This is a genomic window from Micromonospora sp. NPDC023888, from assembly GCF_040639415.1.
In the GTDB taxonomy this organism is placed as follows: domain Bacteria; phylum Actinomycetota; class Actinomycetes; order Mycobacteriales; family Micromonosporaceae; genus Micromonospora.
This window is the reverse complement of sequence record NZ_JBEZZW010000060.1, coordinates 1-20509: the sequence shown is the minus strand read 5'-3', so window position 1 is coordinate 20509 and position 20509 is coordinate 1. Positions and strand designations below refer to the sequence as shown.

The 20509-nt window shown below is 68.6% G+C and carries 15 protein-coding genes and 1 pseudogene; 2 read left to right on the top strand and 14 right to left on the bottom strand.

Going from position 1 to position 20509, the window contains the following annotated elements:
• Nucleotides 1–14 precede the first annotated feature (14 nt).
• Genes AB0F61_RS32430 through AB0F61_RS32410 form a run of 5 tightly spaced genes read right to left on the bottom strand, consistent with a single transcriptional unit; the run spans nt 15 to nt 5535 of the window.
• Nucleotides 15–866, bottom strand: coding sequence for a sugar phosphate isomerase/epimerase family protein (locus AB0F61_RS32430; RefSeq protein ID WP_357817679.1), 852 nt, complete (start codon nt 864–866; stop codon nt 15–17).
• A 6-nt stretch (nt 867–872) separates the two neighbouring features.
• Nucleotides 873–2054 (bottom strand): ABC transporter substrate-binding protein, encoded by a 1182-nt coding sequence (locus tag AB0F61_RS32425; RefSeq protein ID WP_357817676.1) that lies wholly within the window; start codon nt 2052–2054, stop codon nt 873–875.
• Between the two features lie 12 nt (nt 2055–2066).
• Nucleotides 2067–3050 carry an ABC transporter permease gene (locus tag AB0F61_RS32420; protein WP_357817674.1) on the bottom strand — a complete coding sequence of 328 codons (984 nt, stop codon included), beginning with the start codon at nt 3048–3050 and terminating at the stop codon, nt 2067–2069.
• A 2-nt stretch (nt 3051–3052) separates the two neighbouring features.
• Complete coding sequence (locus tag AB0F61_RS32415) at nt 3053–4027, bottom strand: ABC transporter permease (protein WP_357817670.1); 975 nt, start codon at nt 4025–4027, stop codon at nt 3053–3055.
• A complete protein-coding gene (locus AB0F61_RS32410; RefSeq protein ID WP_357817667.1) occupies nt 4024–5535 on the bottom strand; it encodes a sugar ABC transporter ATP-binding protein in 1512 nt (503 codons plus the stop codon). The genes AB0F61_RS32415 and AB0F61_RS32410 overlap by 4 nt, the downstream gene beginning before the upstream one ends.
• A gap of 526 nt (nt 5536–6061) precedes the next feature.
• Between AB0F61_RS32410 and AB0F61_RS32405 the strand changes: the two genes are divergently transcribed.
• On the top strand, nt 6062–9610 hold the full coding sequence (locus AB0F61_RS32405; RefSeq protein WP_357817664.1) for a ThuA domain-containing protein: 3549 nt from the start codon (nt 6062–6064) through the stop codon (nt 9608–9610).
• An 84-nt stretch (nt 9611–9694) separates the two neighbouring features.
• On the opposite strand, the gene AB0F61_RS32400 is transcribed toward AB0F61_RS32405, so the two are convergent.
• From AB0F61_RS32400 to AB0F61_RS32370, 7 genes are all read right to left on the bottom strand, one after another.
• Nucleotides 9695–10702: an aldo/keto reductase gene (locus AB0F61_RS32400; protein WP_357817661.1), complete on the bottom strand. Its 1008-nt coding sequence runs from the start codon at nt 10700–10702 to the stop codon at nt 9695–9697.
• Nucleotides 10703–10784: 82 nt separating this feature from the next.
• A complete protein-coding gene (gene kduD / locus AB0F61_RS32395) occupies nt 10785–11546 on the bottom strand; it encodes a 2-dehydro-3-deoxy-D-gluconate 5-dehydrogenase KduD (RefSeq protein ID WP_357817659.1) in 762 nt (253 codons plus the stop codon).
• Complete coding sequence (locus AB0F61_RS32390; RefSeq protein WP_357817656.1) at nt 11543–12568, bottom strand: alcohol dehydrogenase catalytic domain-containing protein; 1026 nt, start codon at nt 12566–12568, stop codon at nt 11543–11545. The genes kduD and AB0F61_RS32390 overlap by 4 nt, the downstream gene beginning before the upstream one ends.
• A 107-nt stretch (nt 12569–12675) precedes the next feature.
• Entirely contained in the window at nt 12676–13899 is a 1224-nt protein-coding gene (locus tag AB0F61_RS32385; protein WP_357817652.1) for a mandelate racemase/muconate lactonizing enzyme family protein, read from the bottom strand.
• A gap of 1 nt (nt 13900) precedes the next feature.
• The gene (locus AB0F61_RS32380) at nt 13901–14728 is read right to left on the bottom strand and encodes a carbohydrate ABC transporter permease (protein WP_357817650.1); all 828 of its coding nucleotides are present in this window, start codon (nt 14726–14728) and stop codon (nt 13901–13903) included.
• On the bottom strand, nt 14728–15708 hold the full coding sequence (locus AB0F61_RS32375) for a sugar ABC transporter permease (protein WP_357817647.1): 981 nt from the start codon (nt 15706–15708) through the stop codon (nt 14728–14730). The genes AB0F61_RS32380 and AB0F61_RS32375 overlap by 1 nt, the downstream gene beginning before the upstream one ends.
• Before the next feature lie 5 nt (nt 15709–15713).
• On the bottom strand, nt 15714–16865 hold the full coding sequence (locus tag AB0F61_RS32370; protein WP_357817644.1) for an extracellular solute-binding protein: 1152 nt from the start codon (nt 16863–16865) through the stop codon (nt 15714–15716).
• A 257-nt stretch (nt 16866–17122) separates the two neighbouring features.
• On the opposite strand from AB0F61_RS32370, the gene AB0F61_RS32365 reads away from it, so the two are divergent.
• Nucleotides 17123–17893: a FadR/GntR family transcriptional regulator gene (locus AB0F61_RS32365; protein WP_357817641.1), complete on the top strand. Its 771-nt coding sequence runs from the start codon at nt 17123–17125 to the stop codon at nt 17891–17893.
• 81 nt (nt 17894–17974) lie between these two features.
• Here AB0F61_RS32365 and AB0F61_RS32360 read toward each other — a convergent pair whose 3' ends face one another.
• Both AB0F61_RS32360 and AB0F61_RS32355 read right to left on the bottom strand, forming a co-directional pair.
• Complete coding sequence (locus AB0F61_RS32360; protein ID WP_357817638.1) at nt 17975–19360, bottom strand: RICIN domain-containing protein; 1386 nt, start codon at nt 19358–19360, stop codon at nt 17975–17977.
• Between the two features lie 357 nt (nt 19361–19717).
• Nucleotides 19718–20509: pseudogene (locus AB0F61_RS32355) on the bottom strand (RICIN domain-containing protein); the annotation flags it as partial.

Below are 20509 nucleotides of genomic sequence, written 5' to 3'. Positions count from 1 at the left end.
ATCCCGGGCGGCGGTTACCCGAGGACCGCCCGGAGATAGCGCAGGCCGTCCGTGGCGAGACGGTCCTGTGAGGGTGCCAACGGACGCCAGATCGCTGCGGCGGTAGCGATCGCCTCGTTCTCCCCCGTGAACGACTCGATGCAGATCGCGCCCTGGTAACCGGTGTCCCGCAGGACGGTGAAGAACCGGGGCCAGTCGAAGTGGTCGGCACCGGGCGCACCCCGATTGGTGCCGCTGACCTGGACGTGCTTGATGTACGGGCCGGCGACCGCGAGGGCCGCGTAGGGGTCTGCCTCCTCGATGTTCATGTGATAGGTATCGATCATGATGCCGACGCTCGACGGAAGACCGTCGATCAACTCGACCGTCTGCTCGATCGTGTTGACGACGCTCGTCTCGTAACGGTTCAACGCCTCGACACCGATGCTCACGCCGTGCTCGCCCGCCAGGTCGGCCACCGGCATCAGGGCGCGCCGGAAGTCCGCGTAGCAGGCCGCGCGAGCCGCCGGCGACATCCGCCAGGTGCGGCCGACCGAGGCGTACACGGGGCCGCCGACGCATCCAGCGCCGACGGCCGCCGCGTCCGCCACACACCTCATCAGGTACGCCACCGTCGACTCCACGACGGCCGGGGCGGCGTTCACCAGATCCCGGCCGGGCGAGGTGACCGCACAGACGCCGGCGGCGACGAGACCGTGCTCGGCCAGCAGGTCCCGGGTGCGGACCGGGTCCCAGTCGCCGGGCTGCTCGATCGGCAGCTCGACCGCGTCGAAGCCGAACGACGCGATCCGTGGGATCAACTCGGCCAGGGCCTTGTCATCGACCGGCGAGGCCCACACCCACGGGTTGACGCCGATGGCGTACATCTGTTCCTACTTCCAGCGCTGCGGGTAGCCGGGCAGGTCGGTGCAGCCGCACATCGCGTAGTGCAGCGGCGGCATGCTCGCGTCGAGGTACTTGTCCAGGTTGTCCTGGGTGACGGTCGGCTGCGGCAGCTTCCACGGGTTGGAGACCTGCTCGCCGTCGAGGATCCGCAGCGCGGCGATGATCGGCGTACGCCACTGGTAGGTCGGGTAGGTCGGCGCGATGGCGGTGAGGTTCTTGTCCTTCCAGATCTTCAGGAAGTCGAGTTGGTCCTCGCCGTTCATCGGCGGGACGGGCTTGCCCGCGTCCTGGAACGCCTCGACCGCCGCGACGGCCACCGCCCCGGCGTCCATCCAGACGCCGTCGATCGTGCCGTACCGCTGGATGTAGTCGTCGACGATCTTCTTGGTCTTGGCCGGGTCGCCGTCGGTGAACTCGACGCCGACGACGTCGACCTTCGCCTTGTCGAACGCCACCTTCGCCGCCGACCAGCGGGTCTCCAGGACGTCCACACCCGGCAGGATCCGCAGGGCGAGGACCTTACCGCCGGGCTTCATCTTCTGGCTGACGAACTCGGCGCCGACGTGGCCGAACCCGTAGCCGCCGATGGGGTTGATGAACGTCACCGGGCACTTCGTGTTGACACCACGGTCGAAGACGACGACCGGCAGCCCCGCCTGGCAGGCCGCCTCGACGGCCGGGGTCAGCGTGGCGGTGGTGTTCGGCGACACGATGAGCGCGTCACAGCCCTTGCCGAGCAGGTCGTTGATGTCCGCGATCTGCTTCTGGTCCTTGCCCTCGGCGTCGACGTGCACGAACTCCTTGATGCGGCTCTTCTGCGCCTCGACCTCGGCCTGCATGGTCTTGAACCCGACCTGCCGCCACGGGTTGTTGAGCGCCGCGTTCGAGAAGCAGATCTTGTGCGGGCCGTTCTTCTTGAACTTGGCGGTGTCCGCCATCTTCGGGTTGAGCACCTGCTCCCACGGCTTGTCGGCGGGACCCGTCGGGGTCGCGTCGAGCAGCGACAGCTCGGCGTCGTAGTCAGCCTGCACGAAGAACTTCGACTGCTCCCCGGTGCCCGAGCCGGCAGCGGAGGCGCTGCCCGAGGGGCTCGGGCCCGGCTCATCGGTGGAACAGGCGGCGAGGGACAGCAAGGTGACAGCGGCCAGGGCCGCCATGGAACGTCGCACTATGGTTCCCCTTTATCTCGACGAAGAACGCGTTGCCGAGACCGCCACGGCGAGCAGGATGATCCCGCCCTGGACGGTCGACCTGAGGGCGCCGGAGACGCCGTAGAAATTCATGAGGGCGAACAGCAGTTCGAGGGTCAGCGCACCGAGCATCGCGCCGACGACCGAACCGCGACCTCCGCCCAGCGCGACGCCACCGAGGACGACCGCTGTGATCGCACCGAACTCCAGGCCCGCGCCGGCCTGGAACGACACGCCGCTGTAGCCGCCCAGCAGGATCGCCGCGACCGCCGCCGCGAGCCCGCTGAGGATGAAGGCGATCGTGCGGGTACGCCAGACGCGTACGCCGCTCAACTCGGCGGTGCGCGGATTGTCGCCGACGGCGACGAGCGTCCGGCCGAAGTCGGAGCGCATCAGCAGCACGGCCACCACGGCAAGGGCCACCAGGACCAGCAGCGCGTACGGCACGCGACCGAGCACCGGCACGTCCTCGAAGGCCCGCCGGCCGAACCGGCGGAACTCCTCGGAGAGCCCACCCTTCGGCGCACCGTCGGACCACAGGTAGACCGCGCCGACCAGGATCAGGAACATGCCGAGGGTGGTGATGAACGACGGCACCCGCAGCCGGGTCGTGATCAGACCGTTGACCAGCCCGACGAGTGCGCCGAAGGCGAGCAGGAGCAGCACCACGGGCCAGGTACGTGTCGGGTCGCTGTCGATGAGCCGGGCCGCCACGACCACCTGCGCGGTGACCAGGGAACCGACCGACAGATCGAATTCGCCGGAGACGATCACGAAGTACTGGCCGGCGGCGAGCAGGATGATCGGTGCCGAACGTCCGAGGAACGACATCAGCGACGGAGGCGCGAGGAAGTCGGGCTGTCGAATGCCGACGAGCACCACAAGCACCGCGAGAATCGCGAGGATCGGCAGGAGGCCACCGGGGCGGACCCGCGGGAGACGCAGCGGCAGCGTACGGCGCTGAACGGTCTGCATGGCTAGGCAGCCGCCTTTCGCATGGCCCGACGGGCGTAGACGGCCACCGCGGCGATGATGATCGCGCCCCTGATCACCTGCTTGAAGAAGGCGTCGACCTCCAACTGGTTGAAGATCGCGTCGATGCTGGCGAGCAGCACCACTCCCCCGACCGTGCCGATGACGCCGCCGCGCCCACCGGCGAGGGCGGTTCCGCCGATCACCACAGCGGCTATCGACTCCAGGTCGTAGAGGCCCTCGGTGCCCACCCGGGGCGCGCCCGAACCGAGCCGACTGGCGAGGTAGACGCCGGCGAGCCCGGCACACATCGAGCACAGCACGTGAGCGGTGACGAGGACCCGGTCGTTGCGGACGCCGGAGAGCCGGGCCACCTCCGGGTCACCGCCGACGGCGACCAGGTGGTGGCCGAAGCGCGTCTTGGAGAGCGCGAACCAGGCCGCCGCGGTCACCGCGACCAGCAGGAGGAACGACACCGGCACCGGGCCGATGCGCTGGTAGCCGAGAGACTGCACCAGCGCGGGCGCGGTGGTGCCGGCCGGACCGTCGTAGCCGTTGTCGAGGTAACCCTTGAGCAGCAGCCCGACGCCGAGGGTCGCGATGAACGCGTTGACCCGGAGTTTGGTGACGAGGAGCCCGTTGAACAGCCCGATGCCGGCGCTGACGACGAGCACCAGGCCGATCGCCGGCAGCACCGCGCCGTCGTTGCCGTTCATCGTCTCGGCCGCGACGAGGGTGCTGAGGCTGATCACGTACGCCACCGACAGGTCGAGCGAGCCGCCGAGGATGACCAGGGTCTGGCCGACGGCGACGAGCCCGAGGCCGGCCGCGACGTGCAGCAGGCTCACCGTCGTGGACTGGTTGAAGAGCTGACCGCCGTCGATGAGGACGACAAGCCAGCCGATCGCGAGGGTCAGGGTCAGGGCCACGAAGACGCCAGGTACGGGGCGGCGGGCCGGCAGGAGCGACAGGGCGCTCATGCGGCGGCCTCCCGCACGGCGCCGACCGCCAGGGCGACGACGTCCTCCTCGCTCGCGCCGGCGGGCAACTCGCCCGCGACACGGCCGTCCCGCATGACGACGATCCGGTCGCTCATGCCCAACAGCTCGGGCAGGTCGGACGAGATCATCAGCACGGCCGCGCCGTCGCGGGCGAGGCGGCGGACGAGGTCGTGGATGGCTGACTTCGCACCGACGTCGATGCCGCGGGTCGGCTCGTCGAAGAGCAGGATCCGCGGGTTGAGCGCGAGCCAGCGGGCCAGCACGACCTTCTGCTGGTTGCCGCCGGACAGGAAACGGATCTCCTGGTCGTCGCCCGCACCACGGACCTCCACGGCGTTGAGCAACTCGCGCACCCGAACGGTGCGGGCCGCACGGCCGGACCGGGCCGCGAAGACGGCCCGACTGGCGAGCAGCGCGTTGTCGAGCACCGACTGCCGGGGGACGATCCCCTCGCCCTTGCGGTCCTCGGTGACGTAGGCGATGCCGGCCCGCATCGCGGTGCGGGGTGAGCGCAGTCGGACCGGCCGGTCGTCGAGCGTGACGTCGCCGGTCGTGAACGGCGACACCCCGAAGATCGCACGGGCCAGCGCGGACCGCCCGGAGCCCTGGAGGCCGCCGATGCCGAGCACCTCGCCGGCGCGCAACTGGAGGTTGACGTCACGCAGCTTCCGGTTTCCCACGTCGCGAAGGTTGAGCCGCACCGGACCCCGGTCTTCGGGGGCGGCCCGGTCCGGGTAGTAGCTGGACAGCTCCCGGCCGACCATGTGCCGCACCAACTCGTCGGCGCTGGTGTCCGCGGTGTCCACGGTGGTGACCCGCCGGCCGTCCTTGAGGACAGTGATCCGACTGGACAGGTCGAAGACCTCGGCGAGCCGGTGCGAGACGTACAGCAGGCCGATGCCGCGCTCCTGGAGTCGGCGCACCAACCCGTAGAGCAGCTCGACCTCGTGGTCGGCGAGCGCGGCGGTCGGTTCGTCCATGATGAGCAGCCGCGCGTCCAGGGCGAGCGCCTTGGCGATCTCGACGACCTGCTGCTGGGCGACGCCGAGCTGCCCCACCCGGGCGTCGGCCGGCAATGCGGTCTCCCCGATCGAGGCGAGCAGCCGCGTGGTGCGGTCGAGCATCTCCCGACGGTCGACGAGCCCGCGCCGGACCGGCTCGTGGCCCAGGTAGACGTTCTCCGCGACGGTGCGTTCCGGCAGCAGGTTGAACTCCTGGTGGATGATGCCGACGCCGGCCCGCTGGGCGTCCCGCGGGCCACGGAACGTGCGCGCTTCACCGGCGAACTCGACGGTGCCCCCGTCCGGGGCGTACCCGCCCGAGACGATCTTCATGAGAGTCGATTTCCCGGCGCCGTTCTCACCGACAACGGCGTGGACCTCGCCCGGCGCGACATCGAGGTCGACGTCGTCGAGAACGCGTACCCCGAGGAAGGACTTGCCGATGCCCCGAAGGGTGAGCAGCGGCGACGGCGGTGGGTCTGACATCCCGAAAGCCCTCACAGATAGTAGTCATCGACAGGGTGCACAGGCCGGCGTCCGACCCGCTCGTGGCCGGACCAGGAACTTTCGCAGCTAGCTGCGGGGACTTACGTTTTTATGTTGCGAACATTCTCTTGACATCGACGAAACATCACACGTATGAAGAACATAGATGTTTGGATGCAGGTCCGCAATCCTCGACCGGGGCTGATTGCCAGGGCCGTCACTCGATCGGCAGCGACGCCGTGCGCGAGAGATTCGGACATGGCCGTCGTCATCAGGGCAAGACGTCGGACGTCACCCCATTCATTGACACCCATCTATTTCTAGCTCATCCTGACCTCGTGGACCACGGGACAAGAACCACAGCCGCCATCACCCTCTGTGATGTTCCGCGAGTCTGACTGCCGTTTCGGCGAACGGCACGAGGACAGCCCAGCCCACTCGTGCTCACCTATGCGTCCAGGCACAACCTGACGCACGGTGAGCCCGTGGGCGCAATCGGAGTTGCCCGTCCAACCTAGGAGACGCCATGCGTCGCAATACGATGATCATCTCGGTGATCGCGGGCCTGTTGCTGGCCCTCGGACTCGCCCCACCCGCTTCGGCGGCCCCCGCCTTCCGCGCCCTGGTGTTCAGCAAGACCACCGGCTACCGGCACGACTCGATCCCCGCCGGTATCAGCATGCTCCAGCAGCAGGCCACCGCTAACAACTTCGAAGTGGTGGCGACCGAGGACTCCAGCGTCTTCACCGCCGCCAACCTGGCGACCTTCGACGTGATCGTCATGCTCCAGACCTCCGGCATGGTCTGGACCTCGGCGGCCCAGCGCCAGGCGGTGGAGGGCTACCTCGCCAGCGGCAAGGGAATCGTCGCCATCCACAACGCCCTCGACATGGGCATCGAGTCCGAGTATCCGTGGTGGGACAACACCATCAACGGCGGCGCCCACATGCCCGAGCACTCCCCCGGCGTGCTGCCCGGCACCGCCATCGTCGCCGACAAGCAGCACCCGTCGACGGCCGGCCTGCCGGACAGGTGGAACCGCAGCGAGGAGTGGTACAACTTCGACTCCAACCCGCGCGGCAAGGTGCACGTCCTGGTGACCGCCGACGAGCGCACCTACAACCCGGGCTCCCGGGCGATGGGCCCGGACCACCCGATCTCCTGGTGCCGTGACACCGGCGGCGGGCGGGTGTGGGCCACCGCGATGGGCCACGCGATCGCCTCCTACAGCGAGACCAACTTCCAAAACCACGTCCTCGGTGGGATCAAGTGGGCCGCCGGCAACGCTCCCGGCGACTGCGGCGGCACCGTCTGGGGCAACTTCGAGAAGCGCACCCTCGACGACAACACCGTCGACCCGATGGCGATGGCCGTCGCCCCGGACGGACGGGTGTTCTACGCCCAGCGCGGCGGGCAGCTCAAGGTCTTCAAGCCGTCCACCAACAGCACCGTCACCGCCGGCACGCTGAGCGTCTACACCGGTGGCGAGGACGGCCTCACCGGTATGGCGCTCGACCCCAACTTCGCCACGAACGGGTACGTGTACCTCTACCACTCGCCGGCGAGCAGCTCGACCGACGTCAACCGGGTCTCCCGCTACACGATGAGCGGTGACACGCTGAACATGTCGAGCGGTGTGACGATCATCGACATCCCGGCGTACCGGGACCGGACGTTCCCGGAGCCCGGGCACACCGGCGGTTACATCGAGTTCGGTCCGGACGGCAACCTCTTCATCGGCACCGGTGACGACACGCCCCCGAACCTCGACCCCAACTGGCAGGGCTACGCCCCGCTGGACTGGCGCTCGGGCAAGTCCAACCTGGACGCCGCCCGCAGCGCGGGCAACACCAACGACCTGCGCGGCAAGCTGCTGCGCATCCGCCCCGGAGCCAGCGGCGGCTACACCGTCCCGACCGGCAACCTCTACCCCCAGGGCACCGCGCAGACCAAGCCGGAAATCTACGCGATGGGCTTCCGCAACCCGTTCCGGTTCTCGATCGATCCGGCCAACGGCTGGGTCTACCTGGCCGACTACGGGCCGGACCGCAACCCGCCCACCACCAACCGTGGCCCCGAGGGCCTGGTCGAGCTGAACGTGATCAAGACGCCCGGCAACTACGGCTGGCCGTTCTGCCACGGCAACAACCAGCCCTACGCGCCGTACAACCCGGACACCGGCGTCGTCGGCGCGAAGTTCAACTGCTCGGCGCCTGTCAACAACTCGCCGAACAACACCGGGCTGGTCAACCTGAAGCCGGTCGTCATGCCCAACATCTGGTATGGCTACCCCGCCTCGACGACGTTCCCGGAGCTTGGTTCCGGCGGCTCCGCGCCGATGGGCGGCCCGGTCTACCGGTACGACGCGTCGAACCCGTCGGCGACGAAGTTCCCGCCCTACTACGACGGCGTGCACTTCTTCTACGAGTGGGCCCGCAACTACGTCAAGGAGGTGCACTTCGACTCCTCCTCGGCGGTGACCCGCACCAACCCGTTCCTGCCCGGCGTAGGCTTCAACAAGCCGATGGACATGGAGTTCGGCAAGGACGGCTCGCTCTACCTGCTGGAGTGGGGCACCAACTTCGGCGGCGGCAACAGCGACTCCGGGCTCTACCGGATCGACTACATCCAGGGCGGCCGGTCCCCGATCGTCAAGGCCACCGGCACCCCCACCAGCGGCAGCGCACCGCTCACCGTCCAGTTCAGCAGCGCCGGCACGTCCGACCCGGACGGCAACACGCTGAGCTACCTGTGGACGTTCGGCGACGGCACCACCTCCACGGCGGCCAACCCGTCGAAGGTGTACACCTCCAACGGCAACTACACAGCCCAGTTGAAGGTCACCGACAGCACCGGTAAGACCGGCTTCGCCAACGTCCCGATCACCGTCGGCAACAGCGCCCCGGTGGTCACCATCACCACACCGGGCAACGGTGGCATGCTCAACTTCGGTGACAAGGTGCCATACCAGATCACCGTCACCGACCCGGACGGCGGCACTGTCGACTGCTCGAAGGTGTTCCTCAACCCGGCGCTCGGTCACGACGACCACGCCCACGAGACCACCGAGTACCCGGGCTGCTCGGGCACCATCTCCACCGACCTGCTCGGTGGGCACCCCGATGGCGCCAACCTGTTCTACGTGCTGAACGCGCGGTACACCGACAACGGCGGCTCGGGGGGCGGGTCCCCGCTCACCGGCACCGCGCAGGCGATCCTGCAACCGAAGCACAAGCAGTCCGAGTACTTCAGCAGCCAGTCCGGCATCCGGGTCATCGACCAGGCGGCGGCGGAGAGCACCAAGCGCGTCGGTGACATCTCCGCAAACGACTGGATCGCGTTCAGCCCGATGAACCTGTCGGGCATCTCGACTGTCAGTTACCGGGTGTCGTCGCCCTCCGGCGGCGGTTCGATCGAGCTGCGCGCCGGCTCGCCGACCGGCACCCTGCTGGCCACCACCACGGTGCCCAGTACGGGCGGCTGGGACAACTACCAGTCCACGACACCGGTGAGCGTCGCCGCCTCCAGCGGGACACAGACGCTCTACATGGTGTTCAAGGGCAGTAGCGGGTCGTTCGATCTGGACTCGCACACCTTCGGCGGAAACGGCGTCGGGACACCCGGCACCGGCACCGGTGACGGTCTGGCCGGTAAGACCTACACGCTCACGGCGCAACACAGCAACAAGCTGATGGACGTCAGCGGTGTCTCCACCGCCGACGGCGCCCAGATCACCCAGTGGGCGTCCACCGGTGGCAACAACCAGAAGTGGCAGGCCGTGGACGCCGGCAGCGGCGCCCTCTACCTGAAGGCGGTGCACAGCGGCAAGTGCGTCGAGGTGGTCGGCAGTTCGACAGCGGCGGGTGCCTTCCTCCAGCAGGCCACCTGCAACAACGGCAACCAGCAGAAGTTCACCGCCACCGCGACGGGAACCTCCGGCGTGTACACGGTGAAGAGTGTGCTGAGCGGCCTCTGCGTCGACGTCAACGGCGCGGCCACCACCGACGGCGCCCGGCTGTTGCAGTGGACCTGCCACAGCGCGACCAACCAGCAGTGGCGGTTCACCGCAGTCTGACCTGCGAGTGTCGCGGTAACAGATGACGTCCCGGTCGGGACCGGTGTCCGAGAATCGGAGCCGGTCCCGGCCGGGACGTCGTCGTCAGTTCGGTTGACCCGCCGCGCCGGGACCGGGCGCCACGGCGAGCAACCCGGCCGCCGTCAGGGCGCCCCACAGCTCCTCCGGTACGGCGACGTCGGACCGCCGTACCGTCTCGGTCATCTGCGCCTCGGTGCGGACGCCGACCACCGTCGACACGACGGCCGGATGCCGGCGGACGAAGGCCAGCGCCGCCTGCGGCAGGGTCACCCCGTACGTCTCGCAGACCTCCGCGATCCGCCGCGCCCGCTCGATCACCTCGGCGGGGGCCTGCTGGTAGTTGTAGACGGCATCGGCCGGTGGCCGGTCCCGCGACAGCAACCCCGAGTTGTAGACGCCCGCGATGACCACGCCAACCCCCCGGTTCTCGGCGGCGGGCAGCAGGTCGTCGGCCGCACCCTGTTCGAGCAGGGTGTACCGTCCGGCGCACATCATCACGTCGACGTCGGTCTCCCGCACGAACCGCGCCAGCATCGCCGACTGGTTCATGCCGGCCCCGATGGCGCCCACGACGCCCTGATCACGCAGGTCGACCAGGGCCGGCACGGCCTCGTGCGCGGCCTGCTCCCAGTGCTCGTCCGGGTCGTGCAGGTAGACGATGTCGATCCGGTCCAGCCCGCAGCGGTCGAGGCTGGCCTCGATCGAGCGGAGAACGCCGTCGCGGCTGAAGTCCCACACCCGGCGGTGACTCGCGGGAACGTCGAACCCCTCGGAGTCCCGCTGGTGGGCATTCTCGGGCGACGGCACCAGGAGTCGCCCGACCTTCGTCGACACGACGTACTCGTCGCGTGGTCGCTGGCGCAACGCGGCGCCGAGGCGACGTTCGGACAGCCCGAGTCCGTAGTGCGGCGCGGTGTCGTAGTACCGGACGCCCGCCGCCCACGCCGCGTCGACCGCCGCGGCGAACTCATCGTCCGTCGTCGCCCGGTACAGGTTGCCGGCCTGGGCCGCCCCGAACCCCAACTCGGTGAGACGCACCCGCGGGGCACGCGGCAGCGCTCGCGTCCTCATGACGCCGCCCACCCGGGTACGCGGCGAACGGGCTCGCCCAGGTGGCCGCCGGCGACTGTCACCTGGGACAGCGTCCCGCCCGTCATCGGCCCATCCAGCCGCCGTCGACGGGCAGCACGACCCCGTTGACGTAGTCCGACGCCGACGACGCCAGGAACACGGTGGCACCGCCGAGATCGTCGGCGCGACCCCACCGGCCAGCCGGAATGCGGGTGAGGATCGCCTGGTTGCGGTCGGGGTCGTCGCGCAGCGCCTGGGTGTTGTCGGTGGCGATGTAGCCGGGGGCGATGGCGTTGACGTTCACCCCGTGGGCCGCCCACTCGTTCGCCAACGCCTTGGTGAGCCCGGCGATGCCCGACTTCGACGCGGCGTAGCCGGGGACCGTGATGCCGCCCTGGAAGCTCAACAGCGAGGCGGTGAAAATGATCTTCCCACGGCCACGCTCGACCATCGTCCGGCCGATCTCCCGGCTCAGGATGAACTGACTGCTGAGGTTCACCTCGATGACGTGGTCCCACATCTCGTCCGGGTGCTCGGCGGCCGGGGTGCGGGCGATCGTGCCGCCGTTGTTCACCAGGATGTCGATCGGCCCGAGAGCGGTGAGGTCCCGGGCCAGTTGGTGTACGGCGGCCCGGTCGCCGAGATCGGCACGCAGCGCGGTGAACTGGCGGCCGGCGGCCCGCACCCGGCGTTCGACCTCGCTGCCCTCCGATTCGAGCTGGGCGGAGACGCCAACGATGTCGGCACCGGCAAGCGCCAGGGCCTCGGCCATGGCGAGGCCGATACCGCGCCGCGCACCGGTCACGACGGCGACGCGTCCGGACAGGTCGAACAGGGCCGTCACTGGTTTCCCTCCCGCAGATCGAGCAGCACCTTCATCACGCCGCCACCCTCCAGTGCCGTGAAGGCGGCGCTGGCCGCCTCGACCGGCTCCACCCGGGAGATGAGCTGTCGCGCCGGGATCTCGCCGGAGGCGACCAACCGGATCGCCTCCACCATGTCGTCGCGCTGGTACAACCGCGCGCCGAGCAGTTCCAGCTCACGCCAGAAGAAGCGGTGCAGGTTGACCTCGCGGGGCCGGGGGTGGATCGCCACCATCACCAGCCGACCGCGGGTGGTGAGGACGTCGACGGCAGTGGTGACGCCGCCGGCGGACCCGGACACCTCGAAGGCGATGTCCGCGCCCGCGCCGTTGGTGCGGTCGTTGACAAGGGCCACGACGTCTGTCGCTCCCGGGTCGACGGCCTCGATCCCGATCCCGGCCGCCACCTCGCGTCGGAACGGGTCCGGCTCGACGAGGAGCACCCGCGCGCCGCGACCCTGCGCGACGACGGCGATGAGCGCCCCCACCGGCCCGCCGCCGACCACGACCACCTGGTCATCGGCTGTCACGTTCCCCCGGCGGACGTCGTGCACGGCGACCGCGACCGGCTCGACGAGCGCCGCGTGGTCGAGCGGCAGTTCCTCGGGGAGCGGCAGAACCAGTTCCGCCGGCACGGTCCAGTAGGACTGCATGGCGCCCGGTGAGTCGATGCCGAGAAAGTTCATGGCGTGGCAGACGTGGGAGTGCCCGCGCTGGCAGGCGGCGCACTGCCCACACGGCCGGGTCGGCAGCACGGTGACCGGCTGTCCGATGCGCCAGCCGGTGGTGTCCGGCCCGACGGCCGCGATCCGGCCGGACATCTCGTGCCCGATGATCGCGGAGTCACCGACCCGCGCGTCCATGTCTCCGTGGTAGATGTGCAGGTCGGTGCCGCAGATCCCGGTGTACGCCACCTCGATCCGCACCTCGCCGGGACCCGGCGGGACCGGATCGCGATCCTCGATTCCGAGGTCTCGCGCCCCCCGGTAGACGACTGCCTTCATCGATCCTCCGTCTCGACGGCCGGCACGCCGTTCGTGCCGACCGGACATGGCCGTGGGTGCACCGCGATGGCGGTGCACCCACGCGCTCTCTGTTTCTGGCGGTCAGCTCAGTGCCGCGCGGTGGGCGACACCTCGTTGCGGTAGTTCAGCGGCACCACGGGCACCTGGCGCGCGGGGACAATCCCGTCGATGCCGGCCAGCAGCCGCCGGCCGGCCCGCTCCGGCCGGACGTTGGGGCTGTCGGCCGTCTGCGCCTGCGGGCGGTGGTTGGCCGTCCGGATCCGCTCCTCGTCGATGCGGACACCAAGCCCGGGTGCGTCGCCGAGGATGAAGGCACCGTCCTCGATGTGCAGGTCGACCGAGACGCCGACCGGTGGATGCAGGTCCTGCAACTCGCTGGTCAGGTGGTTCGGCACCGAGGTCGCGGCGTGCAACAGACCGATCGGGCTGTTGCCGATCGGGCTGACCGGCAGGTCGTACGCGTGCGCCAGGGCGGACGCCCGCAGGAAGTGGGTGACCCCCCAGACGGCGGCCATCTGGACGACGTCGACCGCGCCGGCGGCGAGCAGCGGCCGGTACTGTTCGAGCCCGGTGAGGTTCTCCCCGGTGGCGACCGACGCGCAGACTCCTCGGCTGACGGTGGCGAGGCCCTCGGCGTCCCAGCGTCGGACGGGCTCCTCGATCCAGATGAGGTCGAGGGACCGTTCGAGTTCGCAGACGTGCCGGACTGCCTGCTTGCGGGTCCATGCCTCGTTGACGTCGAGCATGAGACCCGGTCGCCGGCCGTGCCCCGCCTCGGTCAGGACCTCTTTGACCAGGGTGAGGCGGTGCCGGTCGCGCTCGATGTCGAGACCGCCCTTGAGCTTCGCGGCGCGCAGGCCGTGGCTGGCGTAGACCTCGTACTCCGCGACGAGTTCGTCGTCGGTGAGCCCGATGTCCAGGCCGGACGCGTAGGCGTTGACCCGCCGGTCACGTCCGCCCAGCAGCCGCCACAGCGGCTCGCCGGCAGCCTGTGCCTTGATGTCCCAGAGTGCGGTGTCGAGTGCGCCGATGGTGCCGAACACCGGGCCGGCGTGGCCCGCCTTGAAGGTGTGCCGCAGCATCCGGTCGTACAGGGTCGTCACGGCACGGGGGTCTTCGCCCTCGATGGCTGCGAAGATCCGCTCGATCTCAACGTGCGGCCCGAGGCCGACTCCCGAGACGCCCTCGTCGGTGTCGACGATGACGATCGAGAACGGAACCACCCCGTCGGCGAACACCCCGTTGGCATCGCCGACGGGCCGCCCCCATTCCTGGACCGTGGTGAGCGTCCGATATCCCGTGATCCGCATGTCAACCCTTCGTGGAACCGGCGGCTACACCGTCGGCAATTTGGCGCTGGAGGAACAGGTAAACCAACAGGACGGGTATGGCGGCGATCAGCACCCCGGAGGCGAAGGTGGGAATGTTGTCGGAGTACTGACCCCGCAACGAGGTGACCCCGATCATCAGCGTCCGGTGATCGGCCGAGGGCATCATCACCAGTGCCATGAGGACGTCGTTCCAGCAGAACAGGGCGTTGAGAATGCCGACCGACAGCAGTGCCGGGGTGCCCAGCGGCAACATGATCCGGCGGTACACGCCGTACACGGTGTTGCCGTCGATCCGGGCGGCGTCGACGATCTCCGACGGGATGCCCCGGTAGTAGCTCGTCATCAAAAAGACGGTGAAGGGCAGGAACTGGGCCACGTAGACGAGGATCAGACCGGGGTACGTGTCGATCAGCGCCGTGTCGGCCATGATCCGGGACAGCGGCACCATGATCACCTGGAACGGGATGAAGAGTCCCGCGAGGCAACCCAGGAACAACGCCGACGAGCCACGGAACCGTAGCTGGCTCAGCGCGAAGCCGGCCATCGATCCGAGCAGCAGCAGCAGGATCACCGACACCGTCACCACGAGCAGCGAGTTGGCGAAGTAACGGCCCATGCCGACGCTGTTCCACGCCGTGCTGATGTTCTCCCAGCGCAGGGCGTCGGTCAGGGAGAACCGGTCGAGGATGTAGTCACGGCGGGTCTTCATCGCGACGTTGGCGGTGAAGAGCAGGGGGTAGATCGTCGCCAGCGCGAGCAGTGACATGGGGACGGCGATCAACCACCATCCCAGGCGGACCCGAGACATCAATCCTCCTTTCCGGATCGTTCGAGCAGCTTGATCTGCAACAGCCCCACCACGAGCATGATGATGAAGAGGATCGTCGAGGCGGCCGATGCGAGCGCCGGGCGGTTCATCTGGCCCTGCTGGATCCAGATGTAGTACTCCGGCAGGTAGGTCGAACCCTCCGGTCCGCCGCTGGTCATCACGAAGAGCAGGCCGAACATCGAGGTCAGCATCCCGATCATCGTGGTCACGAAGACGAACTGGATGGTGCGCGAGAGGGCCGGGATGATCACGTGCCAGACCACCTGGCGTAGCGACGCCCCGTCCACCCGGGCGGCGTCCAGGAGCGCGGGGTCCAGGGTGGCGAAGCCGGCGAGGAACACCACCAGGGCCATTCCGAAGGTGGCCCAGATGTGCACGCCCACCACCATGAACATCGCCAGGTCCGGGTCACCGAGCCAGTCCACCGGGCTGATGCCGAACGACCCGAGGATGGCGTTGAGGGGGCCGTCGAAGGCGAGCAGCAGGTTGAAGATCGCGCCGACGATGACCGGCGAGAGCACCGCGGGGAAGAAGTAGACGCTGCGGTAGAAGCGGTGACCGGGCACCCGCAGGTAGATGAACGTCGCGAGCAGACCGGGGATGGCCACCGCCACCGGCAGCAGAAGCACCAGCAGCCCGACGTTTTTCAGCGCGGTCTGGAACAGCGGGTCGGCGAAGAGCTCGCGATAGTTGCCGAAACCGACAGCCGTCCCGTTCTGCGCACCGTCGCCGGTGAAGGAGAAGTTGACGCCGAGGAGCAGCGGATAGAGCCGCAGCACCACGATGATCAGGACGGCCGGAGCGACCAGGATGTAGGGGGCGAAGCGTTCGGCCCGCAGGCCGCCACGGGTGCGACGAGGCTGTGCACCATGCCGATGTGCGGCGGGGGTGGGCGCCGCCCCGCCGGCCCGTCCGGCCTGAGCCAGACGGACCGACGGTTGCGTGTTTCCGATTGACACGAGGGTCAGCCCGCCTGGTCGGAAGCGGCCAACTGCTTCACCACCTCGTCGACGGTGATCGAACCGCTGAGCAGCTGCTGGGACAGCCGCCCCATCAGGTCGATCGTCTTCGAGGAGAGCGCCACGTGCAGAGCGGGCTTGCCGGTCTTCAGATCGGCGACGATCGTGGAGACGGCCGGGCCGTTCTGCGACACGTCGATCGTGGTGTCGGCGACGATCGCGCCGGCGTCCGCGTAGAAGGCCTTCAGCGCGTCCGCCGAGGTCAGGGAGCGCACCAGGTCGGCGGCCACCTTCGGGTCCTTCGTCCACTTGGCGACGCCGTAGCCGATACCACCGTCGTACGGGAGGCTCGGGGTGGTGCCGGCGGTGACGATCGGAGGCTTCATGACGCCCAGCTTCTCCGGGGTCAGGAACTCGTTGAAGTCCTTCCAGTGCCCGACGTCCGACATCAGGCCCATGACGTGGGCGGCCTTACCGGACTGGAAGAACGCGAACGAGTCGTTGAACATCGCCGTCGAGTTGGCCCCGTCGCTGTTCATCTTCCGGTCGCCGGTCTCCTTCCAGAGCTGGAAGATCCGCTTGACGTTGGGCGAGGTCCAGTCGCGCTTGCCGGTGATCCAGGCGTCGTACTCCGCGGCGGTGAGGGTGACCGACCCCATGCTGGAGAGCCAGAACTGGATGCCGACGCCCTCCTTGTTGCCGAGGGCGAAGCACTTGGAGCCGGCCTTGGCGATGGCGGCGCAGTCGGCGACGAACTTGTCCCAGGTGGCGGCCGGGGTCGCCGGGTCGAGGCCGGCCTTCCGGTAGACCTCCTTGTTGTAGTAGATCGGGTAGCCCTGAAGGGTCACCGGCCCGGCGTAGACCTTGCCGTCCTTGGTGAACGCGTCCCACCCGGCCAGCCGCTGCTTGTCCTCGGCCACGTAGTCGGTGATCGGCACCAACGCGTCCACCCGGTCCCGGATCTGGCCGCCGCCGTTGAACAGCATGACGTCCGGGCCCTTGCCGGACTGGATCGCCGCACCGAGCAGCGTGTAGTACTGGTCGAAGGGCTGTGCGACGAACTCGACCTCGACATTTGGGTGCTTCTTTTTGAAGTCGGCCTTAGCCTTGTCCAGATAGGATTTGGCGAACGCCTCGCCGGACTTCCAGTCCCACACGACGAGCTTGCTGTCCGACCCGCTCGACGAGCTTGAATCGCTAGCACTTCCACAACCGGCCAGAGCCAGGCCCACAACGAGGACGGCCGACCATATAGCGCGCTGTCTCATCAGTTGTCACCTCAGAAAGTGGGGTGGCCGGCGGTCGCGCCGCCGTGCCAATGTTGCCCGGAACGTAACTCGTATGACGTGTGACGTCAATACTCAGCCGTACACTGAGCCAGACGTCGTGCCACGGCGAGCCTTTCGGAGGGGACATGACGCCATCGCAGGAGACGGCCCTGAACAGCCCGGTGACACCGGCATGGGTGCGTCGGCCAACCAACCTGGCCAGAGCGGTCACCGCCGAACTGGTGGAACGCATCGTCCGTGGCGTACACCCGTCCGGGACGTCCCTACCTCCCGAACCGATCCTCTGCGAGACCTTCTCGGTGAGCCGGACCGTCGTCCGGGAGGCCGTCAAGATCCTTCAGGAGAAGGGTCTGGTGCAGGTGCGCCAGGGTGCCGGCACCATGGTCACCCCCGCGGCGCAGTGGGACATGCTCGACGAACTCGTCCTCGGCGCCACCATTGCCCAGGACGACAGCCTCGCCATCCTCGACGATCTCGTCGTCACCCGGCGCGTGCTGGAATCCGACATGGCGAACGTCGCCGCCCGGCTCGCCGACGCGGAGACCATCGACCGGTTGCGCGCGATGGTGGACCGGATGGACGAACTCGTCGACGACCACGTCACCTACCACGAGCACGATCGGGCCTTCCACGACGCGATCATGCAGACGTCCGGGAACCGCATCGCTCGCGGCGTCGTACGGGCACTGGAGAGCCAGGTCATCAACACCGCCCGCTACATGGGCCGGACCGAACGCTCCCTGTGCGTGGCGTCCAACCGGGGCCACCGGCGCATCTACGAGCGCATCGCCGCGCACGACTCCGAGGGCGCCGCCGAGGCGATGTTCACCCACATCACCGAGGCCTGGCTGGTCCGCCGCAGCGGTTCGGGCAAGCCGGTTCGTCTGCAACGCTGACCGGCCGAACGACGAAGCGGCGCCCACCCCCGGGATACGGGAGCAGGCGCCGCCGGAAGCCGACCAGGTCGGCAACGCCGGTCAGGAGAACTGCGCGAAGAACCTCCAGATCTCACCCTTGGTCCAGGTCGTGATGCCGCTCTCGGCATAGGTGCCGTCGACCGGGCCGGGCATGTGACCGTTGTCGTACGCGGCCCACTGCACCGGGTAACCGGCCCGGCAGCCGGAATACGTGGTCGTGACGTGCGTGCGGCTGCCCGCCGCCGGCTCGCGCGGGCTCTGCGCGGTGCAGCCGTTGTTGCGGACGAACGTGTCGCGCAACGCCCGGCCACCGGAGATGCTCAGGACGTTGTCCGAGATGCCGTGCAGCCCGAAGTACGCGATGGGCTGCGTACCGCCGCTGCAACCGCTGATCTGCCCGCCGGAGATGACGGCGACGGCGCGGAAGACGTTGGCCCGCGCGCACGCCACGGCGTAGCTCATGCCGCCACCCCAGCTGAAGCCGAGGGCGAACCGCTGCCGCGGGTTGACGCAGAGGCCGCTCTCGATCCGGCTGATCATGTCATCCACGAAGGTGATGTCCTCACCACCGGCGTTGCCCCAGCCGTTGCCGAACCCCTGGGGCGCGACCAGGATGGCGCTGTTGTTCGACTGCTCCTGCTGCCCGTAGTAGGACCACGCGGTCCCGCTGGTGCCGCCCGAGGAGATCTCCTGCATCGTGCCGCCACGCCAGTGGAACGCGAAGATCAGCCGGTAGGGGTTGCTGTTGTTGTAGTTGGCGGGCACCCGCAGGATGAAGGTGCGGCTCTTCCCGTTGCTTTGGATCGTGTGCGTGCCGCTGGACAGCGTCGGTGCCTTGCCGCACCCGCTGCCACCCGTGGGTGGCGGGTCGCCGCCGTCCATGCGGACGAGCTGCCACTGCTGGTTGGTGCCGTTCCAGTCGGCGTACTGCACGACGTTGGCGCCGTCGGCGGTGGACGAGCCCTGCACCTCCACGGCCTTGTTGCTGTTGCGGTTGATCAGCCGGACATACCCGCCGTCCGAGTCGGCCAGCCGGAACTGCTGGTTCGTCCCGTTGAGGTCGGACCACTGCACGATCGCCCCACCGTCGGTGGTGGAGAAGCCACTGACGTCGAGGACCTTGCCGGAGTGCCGGGACTTCAACCGGTAGAAGCCGCCTCCGGAGTCCACGAACTGCCACTGCTGGTTCGCGCCGTTGTTCCGCGACCACTGGCTGATCCGTGCGCCGTCGGTGGTGGCCGAGGCGTACAGGTCCAGCGCCTTGCCGCTGTTGCGGTTCACCAGGGCGTACCAGGCGTTGGTGTCCACCGTCGCCGCCGCCGCGGGTGCCGCGTTGACCGCGACGAGTGTGCCGGCTGCCATGATCGCGGCCGCCGCGGCGGCCAACCCTGACCGCCAACGACGTCTCGGTGAAGAGGCGGGACGAACCTCACCGATGGCTTTCATGGTCCACTCCTTCGATCGGGGTCACCCACGAGCAGAACGCACGCGCGTGCCCTGGGGGTGTGTGCCAGCGTCTGGTGGTGGCGTCGGCACGTCGGGGATACGCGGGCGAGATGCGGCCACCGGATCACGTGCCGGCCAGGCCGGCGATCGACTTCGCAGCCGCGCCGCCCGCGTGTGGAAATTAGCGCTAACGAGTCGATGAATGAGGGTGATGTGCCGACGATGGCCGGACACCATCAACCGCCCCGGAGGCACTCGTGAAATCCACACCATCACCTGAGCTGAGCGGTCGTAGCGGCCCGCCCCGATGGATGGGGCGGGCCGCTACGGTTTCCAGCTAGATCATGCCGGTCGCTATCCGATGCGGACCAGTTGCCACTGCTGGTTGGTGCCGCCCCAGTCGCTGTACTGGACGATGTTTCCGCCGTCAGCGGTGGACGCGCCCTGCACCTCGACGGCCTTGCCGCTGTTGCGGTTGATCAGGCGCTGGTAACCATCGGCCGACTGGGCGAGCCGGAACTGCTGGTTGGTGCCATTGCTGTCGCTCCACTGCACGATCGCCGCACCGTCGGCGGTCGAGAAGCCACTGACGTCGAGGACCTTGCTGGAGAGCCGGGACTTCAGCCGGTAGAAGCCGCCCCCCGAGTCCACGAACTGCCACTGCTGGTTCGTGCCGTTGTTCCGCGACCACTGACTGATCCGGGCGCCGTCGGTGGTGGCCGAGGCGTACAGGTCCAGCGCCTTACCGCTGTTGCGATTCAGCAACACGTACCAGGCGCTGGTGTCCACCCCGCTGCTCGGCGGGGGCGTGGTGGGCGTGGTCGAGCCGGCGTTGAGGGCGTTCAGCACGCTCGTGTACGCCGCCTTCTTGTTGCCACTGCAGTCGAAGAGCAGGGCGTTGTCCGACCCGCGCCACGAGTCGCAGTCGCGTACACCCCAGGTGGTGATGCCGGTGCAGCGCGAGACGGCCAGGCAGGCGCGGGTGACCGAGCCGAAGATGTTGGCCTGGTTGCTGCCGCCCATCACGTCCAGCTCGGTGATCTGCACATCCACACCGAGGTCGGCGAAACGCTGCAGATTGGCCTGGTAGTCACCCGCCAACGACGTGCCCAGGTGCGACTGGAAACCCACACAGTCGATCGGCACACC